At 69.9% G+C, this 6,306-nt stretch carries 7 protein-coding genes; 3 read left to right on the forward strand and 4 right to left on the reverse strand.

Features of this window, described 5'->3' with window-relative positions; all coding sequences use genetic code 11:
* Both VF794_RS31005 and VF794_RS31010 read right to left on the reverse strand, forming a co-directional pair.
* Positions 1-206 (reverse strand): hypothetical protein (locus tag VF794_RS31005; protein ID WP_331116695.1); only part of this gene is annotated, 206 nt, incomplete at its 3' end.
* A gap of 52 nt (positions 207-258) precedes the next feature.
* Positions 259-1,053, reverse strand: a complete 795-nt coding sequence (locus VF794_RS31010; RefSeq protein WP_331116698.1) for an SDR family oxidoreductase — start codon at positions 1,051-1,053, stop codon at positions 259-261.
* Between the two features lie 54 nt (positions 1,054-1,107).
* Here VF794_RS31010 and VF794_RS31015 point away from each other — a divergent pair, with 54 nt between their 5' ends.
* Positions 1,108-1,932, forward strand: coding sequence for a sterol desaturase family protein (locus VF794_RS31015; RefSeq protein ID WP_331116700.1), 825 nt, complete (start codon positions 1,108-1,110; stop codon positions 1,930-1,932).
* 135 nt (positions 1,933-2,067) lie between these two features.
* A complete protein-coding gene (locus tag VF794_RS31020; RefSeq protein WP_331116702.1) occupies positions 2,068-2,517 on the forward strand; it encodes a hypothetical protein in 450 nt (149 codons plus the stop codon).
* 3 nt (positions 2,518-2,520) lie between these two features.
* On the opposite strand, the gene VF794_RS31025 is transcribed toward VF794_RS31020, so the two are convergent.
* A complete protein-coding gene (locus tag VF794_RS31025) occupies positions 2,521-3,171 on the reverse strand; it encodes an HAD-IA family hydrolase (protein ID WP_331116704.1) in 651 nt (216 codons plus the stop codon).
* Between the two features lie 44 nt (positions 3,172-3,215).
* On the opposite strand from VF794_RS31025, the gene VF794_RS31030 reads away from it, so the two are divergent.
* Entirely contained in the window at positions 3,216-4,349 is a 1,134-nt protein-coding gene (locus VF794_RS31030) for a hypothetical protein (RefSeq protein ID WP_331116706.1), read from the forward strand.
* On the opposite strand, the gene VF794_RS31035 is transcribed toward VF794_RS31030, so the two are convergent.
* A partial coding sequence (locus VF794_RS31035) for a PAS domain-containing sensor histidine kinase (RefSeq protein WP_331116708.1) occupies positions 4,306-6,306 on the reverse strand: 2,001 nt, incomplete at its 5' end. The genes VF794_RS31030 and VF794_RS31035 overlap by 44 nt on opposite strands.

Here is a 6,306-nt window from a genome sequence, read left to right on the forward strand (position 1 = left end):
TCGCGCATCCGCACCCGGGCGTAGCCCTCCTCCAGGGTGAGCACTTCCGGGCGGATGGTGCCGGTGTAGGGGGCGAGGTTGCCGAGGATCCGCCCCATCAGGACTCCGCCGCCGGGCGCGTGGCGCAGCACGCCCCACGCACGGCGCAGGGTCTCGGACGAGGCGAGGTTGGAGAGGGACTTGGTCAGGCTGGAGAGCGTGGGCATGGCTCCGGGGACATAGCACTCCCACGCCCCGCCCGGGTGCCGGTCGCGCACCTCACACGATGTAGTTGGCGACGCCCCCGTCCACGCGCAGCGCGGCGCCGGTGGTGGCCGAGGCGCGCGGGCTGCACAGGTAGACGGCGAGGTGGGCCACCTCCTCGGGAGTGGCGAAGCGGCGGATGAGCGAGGTGGGGCGCTCGAAGCGGAAGAAGTCGGCCTCCACCTGCTGGAACGTCTTGCCGTTGGCCTTGGCGAGGCTCTGGACGAACTCCTGCACGCCCTCGGTCCGCGTGGGGCCGGGCAGCACGGAGTTCACCGTCACCCCCGTCTCCGCCAGCTCGATGGCCAGCCCGCGCGAGACGCTGAGCTGGGCCGTCTTGGTCATCCCGTAGTGGATCATCTCCTTGGGGATGTGGAGGGCCGACTCACTGGAGATGAAGAGGATGCGGCCCCAGCGGCGCTCGCGCATGCCGGGCGCGTAGTGGCGGGAGAAGCGCACGCCGCTCAGCACGTTGGTTTCGAAGAAGCGCATCCAGTCGGAGTCCGGAATCTCGAAGAACGGCTTGGGCTCGAAGATGCCGAGGTTGTTCACGAGAATGTCCACCGAGGGAACGCGGGCGAACACCGCCTGGGCGCCCTCGGCCGTGCTGGCATCGATGGCCACGCCCTCCACCTGGGCGCCGGGGACCTCCTGGCGGATGCGGGCCATGGCGCGGTCCACCGATTCGGCCTTGCGGCCATTGATGATCACGCTGGCCCCTTCCGCGGCCAGCCCCCGGGCGATGGCGAAGCCGATGCCGAAGGTGGAGCCGGTGATGAGGGCGCGGCGATTGCGAAGCTCGAGATCCATGTCGATTGCCTCCGAGAAAGAAGCGCTAGACTGCCGCGCGCCCAGGAGCCTCGTATGTCCGCTCTATTTCCGCGTTCTCCAGTGAGCATCGCGCTCGGTGCCATGGTCATCAACCTGCTGCGCTACGCGCTGATCGCCGTCCCGGCGTTCGTGCTCTTCCATAAGTGGACGCCCAAGCGCGTGGTGTCGCGCCGGCTCGGACCGGGCCCGGTCAGCAACAAGCAGGCCCGCCGGGAGTTCTTCTATTCGATGCTGTCGCTGGGCATCTTCGGGCTGGTGGGCGTGCTGATGTACGCGCTCTCCCGGGCCGGGCTGTCACGGCTCTACAGCGACGATCGCCATGGCCCCGTGTGGTTCGTCCTGTCCATTCCGGTGATGCTCGTCGTCCACGACACGTACTTCTACTGGACGCACCGCTTCATGCACTGGAAGCGCGTCTTCAAACGGTTTCACCGGGTCCACCACCTGTCGCACGACCCCTCGCCGCTCGCGGCCTATGCCTTCCACCCGCTGGAGGCCATCATCGAGGCCGGCATCGCGCCCGTCATCGCGCTGACCCTGCCCGTGCACCGCGACGCGTTCATCATCTTCCTGACCCTCTCCCTGGTCATCAACGTGATGGGACACCTCGGCTTCGAGCTGTACCCGCGAGGCTTCCTGCGCTCGCCGCTCGGGTGGATCTTCAACACGACGACCCACCACCACCAGCACCACCGCAAGACGAACTGGAACTTCGGCCTCTACTTCAACGTGTGGGACCGGCTCCTGGGCACCAACCACCCCGAGTACGCCTCGGCGTACTCGGCCATCACCGAGGGACCGGACAAGGCCGAGGACGCTCTGGCCGCCGTGCCTCCAGGGAGTCATTCGTCCAGCTAGGGGGTTGGGTGCCTGCTCACCGGACGTCCCCGGCCCACCCCTGGTCACGCTCCTCGCGGTGCCTAGCTTCCAGAAGACAACTGAACGCGCTTTCAGAAAGCGCGGTTCGGATGCTTCCACGAGAGGACCCAGACCATGGCACGTACACGCAAGGCGCCCCGGACCAGCAGCGGACGGGAGGCGCTCCGCAAGAACGGGATGATGACGCACCTGCTGGACTCGCTCGATGAGGGGAAGGACATCGGCCACTTCGGCCGGCTCGTCTTCGCGATGGTGGCGCGGCACTTCCTCGACGACGAGGAGCTGCGCGAGACGCTCCTTCAGGACCCGGCCTGCGACGAGCACCAGGCGACCTCACTCATCGAGCAGGTGAAGGCCCGGGACTACAGCCCGCCCCGGCGCGAGAAGGTGCTCCAGTTCCAGGCGCAGCAGGACTTCCCCATCTGCCCCAACCCGGATGATCCGGACGCCTGCAACGTCTACAAGGACCTCCAGTTCCCGGAGAGTGTCTACGAGCACATCAGCGGCTACCGGGAGCAGAAGGCCCACGTGCACGAGGACGAATCGCCCGCGGCCCAGGGCTGAGCGTCAGGAGCGCGGCAGCGGGGGGAGGTGCTCCAGCAGGCGGCCCAGGTCCGGCTGGAGCTCATCGGGGGTGGCGGTGGCGAGCAACTCGGCGTCGTGGTTGCCCCAGGTGACGGCGTAGGTGCGCAGCCCCGCGGCCCGGCCGGCCTGGATGTCGTGGGTGGTGTCGCCCACCATCCACAGGCCCTCGGCGCGGCCCAGGCCGCCCAGGGCCCGGTGGATGACGTCCGGCGCGGGCTTGTGCGGGAAGCCATCGGTGCCCTGCACGTAGTCCACGGCGGGCATCATCCCGAGCGCCTCGACGAAGCGCCGGGCCATGTCGGTGCGCTTGGTGGTGGCGATGGCCAGCTTGTAGCCCCGCTCCCGCAGGGTGCGCAGCAGCTCGACGACGCCGGGGTAGGGGCGCGAGCGGTTGACGAAGTTGCGCGCGTAGTGCTCGCGGTAGATGACGCACAGGGACGCCGCATGCGCGGGCACGAAGTGCGCGTACATGGCCTCGAGGGGATGACCGATGAGCGGGCGCACCTCCTCGTCCGTGGGCGCGGGCAGCCCCATGCTCACGAAGCCGTACTGGAAGCTGGCGATGATGTCCGGCAGCGAGTCCACCAGCGTGCCGTCGAGGTCGAAGACGATCGTCTTATGCGGGGGCGTCATGGGAGCGTGCCCCGACGTGTATCACTGTGTTATCAGCGGCGCCCATGCCGTCGAAACGCGTCCTGGCCCTCGCGACCCTGCTCTTCGCTTTCCTGGCCGCTGGCTGGCAGCGCGCCCGGGCCGTGGAGCGGCTCCCCCCGGACTTCGATGAGCTCGTCTACCTCCCCGTGGCCTACCGTTACGCGGGGATGATGTCCGGCGGCCAGTGGAGCGAGGTGGCCGCCTACCGGGAGAACTTCGAGCACCCGCCGATGGTGAAGCTGTTGTTCGCCTCGGAGCTGCTGGCCAGCGGCACACCGGAGCCCGAGTGGAAGACGGTGCGCGTGGGCCGGCCCATCCCGGAGCCCGCCGTGCCCGCCTTCCGGCTGACCCGCTGGCTGTCCGGGGTGGCGGGCATCCTCCAGGTGGTGCTCACCGGGCTGGTGCACCCGGTGGGGGGGCTGCTGCTCGCCTTCGACTCCTACCACGCGAAGTACACCTCCCAGGCCTACCTGGAGGGCGTGCCGGGCCTCTTCGCCGTCCTCTCCGTGCTGGCCTTCGAGCGCGCCCGCCGGGCCGCGGCGGGGCAGGGGGCTGCCTTCCAACTCGGGCCGCTGGCGCTGTCCGGGGTGTTGCTCGGCCTCGCGGGCGCGGGCAAGTACCCGTACGCCATGGTGGTCGGGCTGGCGCTCCTCCCGTTCCTGGTCCGCCATGGACGCACGTCGGGCAGGGTATGGGCCACGTTCCTCCTCCCAGCGGGGGTGATGTTCGTGCTCGCGCACCCGGCGCTGTGGCCGGACCCGCCGGGGCTCTTGTGGGAGTCCCTCACGTTCCATTGGCGCTACTCGCACAGCGAACACGTGGTGCGCTCGGCCCTGCCCTGGTACCAGCCGCTCTACCACCTGACGCACGCGACGCCCACGCGGTGGCACGCGGGCGTCTTCGCCACCGGGGCCACGACGTGGGTGCTGCTGCCGCTGGCCGTCATCGGCGCGCCGGCCACGCTGCGCCAGCGCCCCGTGTGGGCCTCCTGGGCCGCCGTGGGACTGGTGTTCCTGGTGCTCTGGCCCACCAAATGGGCCCAGTACCTGCTGCTCGTGCTGCCCGCGCTCTGCGTCTGTGCCGGGATGGGCGTGAGCACACTCTACGGGCTCGCTATCCGGCGGACCGTGGCGGGAGGCGTGGCAGACGGACGGTGAACGTCGTGCCCTCGCCCTCGGTGGACGTCACATCGAGGGTGCCGCCATGGGCCTGGACGATGCGGTCCACGATGTAGAGACCCAGGCCCACGCTGCGTCCGGCCTTGTCCCCCTGTGAGGAGGCGCGCTGCATCGGTTGGAAGAGGCGCCCCAGCGCCTCGGGCGGGATGGGGGCGCCCCCGTTGTGCACCTCCAACGCCACCTGGTCGCCGTCCCCCCGCGTGCGCACGCTCACGGGCGTGCCCGGCGGGCTGTACTTCAGGGCGTTGGAGGCGAGGTTCGTCACCACCTGGGCCATCCGGTCGGCATCCCACGCCCCCTGGCCATCGCCTTGAGCCGTCACCGTGATGTCGCGCTCGGGGAAGTTCGCCTGCACCTCCTCCATCACCAGCCCGGTCAAGGCGTGCAGGTCGAGCGGCCTGGGCTCCACCGGGATGCCACCGCCCAGGCGCGCCTGGGTGAAGTCGAGCAGGTCCTTCACCATGCGCACGGCGCGCTCGGCCGAGGACTGGATGCGTGTGACGGCCTTGGTGCTGCGCTCGTCCAGATCCTCGCGCCGGGCGAGGGCCGTGGTCCCAAGGAGGATGGCGCTCAAGGGGTTTTTCAGGTCGTGGCTGACGATGCCGATGAGCTGCTGCTCGAAATCCGAGCGCTCCTGCTGCACCTCGGCGAAACGCTCGGCCTCCTGGCGTGCGCGCACCAAGGCCGTCACCTCCTGCCCGAGGGTGAGGACGGCCTCCACGCCGCCGTCCGGCCCGCGCACCGGCTGGTAGACGAAGTGGAAATAGCCGTCGTCCAGCTTGCCGTCAGAGTGCCGGTTCCAGCGGATGGGCACCTCCCGGCCGATGTAGGGCTCTCCGGTCCGCATCACCCGATCGAGGAGGGCGACGAAGCTCTGGCCGCGCACCTCCGGCAGTGCCTCCAGCAGGGGCTTGCCCAGGATGTCCCTGTCGCCGGCGAGGGCGCGGTAGAGGGGGTTGGCCATCTGGATGATGAAGTCCGGGCCGTGAAAGAGGGCGACGCCGAGCGCCGGCTGTGTCGCGATCGCCTCGAGCAACTCCTCCCGCTGGGCCTCCGCCGTCTTGCGCGCGGTGACGTCGAAGCCCGTGCCCCAGAAGCGCACGGCCTTGCCGTCCGGGCCAAAGCGCGCCTGCCCACGGGCTTCCACCCAGCGCCTGGAGCCGTTCGAAAGGGCGGCGGTGCGGTACTCCGCGTGGTAGTGCCCACCGTCCCTCCCCGCGAGGGCCTCGGCGACGGCCCGGGCCACGCGCGAGCGGTCCTCGGGGTGAACGAGGGCCAGGAACTCCTCCAGGGTGAAGGGCTCGTCGGGCGCGAGACCGAACAGCTCCCGGCAGCGCGCGTCCGCCACCACCTCCTGGGTGGACAGGTTCAGCTCCCAGGTGCCGATACCCGAGGCTTCCACCACCCGGCTCAGGCGCTCCTCGCTCTCGTGCAGCGCCCGCGTCGCGGCCTCGGCTTGCCGCAAGGCCCTGAGCGCCACGCGGTCCTCTTCCCCGCGCTGGGTGAGGCGCACCACCTCCGTCACGTCTTCCACCTGGTGCAGGAGGTAGCGCACCTTGCCCTCGGGCGAGAGGATGGGCGTGTTGACGGGGCTCCAGTAGCGCTCCTCGAAGCCGCCGCCTTCCGTCTCGGGCCGGGGGATGTCGTACTTCTGCACCGGCATGGTGTCCGGTGTTTTCGTGGCGAGCGCGCGCAAGAGGGACGCGCGCAGGTTGCCCACACCCGTGGCATGCGGGTCCTCGGGGTTGTCGGGGAAGGCGTCGAAGAGGGGGCGGCCGTAGAGGGACTCCCGCACGGTCCGGGTGGCGCGCAGGAGCGCGTCGCTTGCCGCCACGATGGTGAAGTCCGCGTCCGGCAGGACGACGAGGCACATGGCCGGGCTCTGCTCGAAGAGCAGTTTGAACTCGGGCGAAAAGTCCTGGGTCTCGCGCTTCAC

Source organism: Archangium sp. (genome assembly GCF_036389735.1).
In the GTDB taxonomy this organism is placed as follows: domain Bacteria; phylum Myxococcota; class Myxococcia; order Myxococcales; family Myxococcaceae; genus Archangium.

What these genes read in the sequence shown, in the direction of transcription:
- VF794_RS31010 (WP_331116698.1), bottom strand. Translation starts at nt 1,053, where the DNA reads ATGGATCTCGAGCTTCGCAATCGCCGCGCCCTCATCACCGGCTCCACC.
- VF794_RS31025 (WP_331116704.1), bottom strand. Translation starts at nt 3,171, where the DNA reads ATGACGCCCCCGCATAAGACGATCGTCTTCGACCTCGACGGCACGCTG.
- VF794_RS31030 (WP_331116706.1), top strand. Translation starts at nt 3,216, where the DNA reads ATGCCGTCGAAACGCGTCCTGGCCCTCGCGACCCTGCTCTTCGCTTTC.
- VF794_RS31015 (WP_331116700.1), top strand. Translation starts at nt 1,108, where the DNA reads ATGTCCGCTCTATTTCCGCGTTCTCCAGTGAGCATCGCGCTCGGTGCC.
- VF794_RS31020 (WP_331116702.1), top strand. Translation starts at nt 2,068, where the DNA reads ATGGCACGTACACGCAAGGCGCCCCGGACCAGCAGCGGACGGGAGGCG.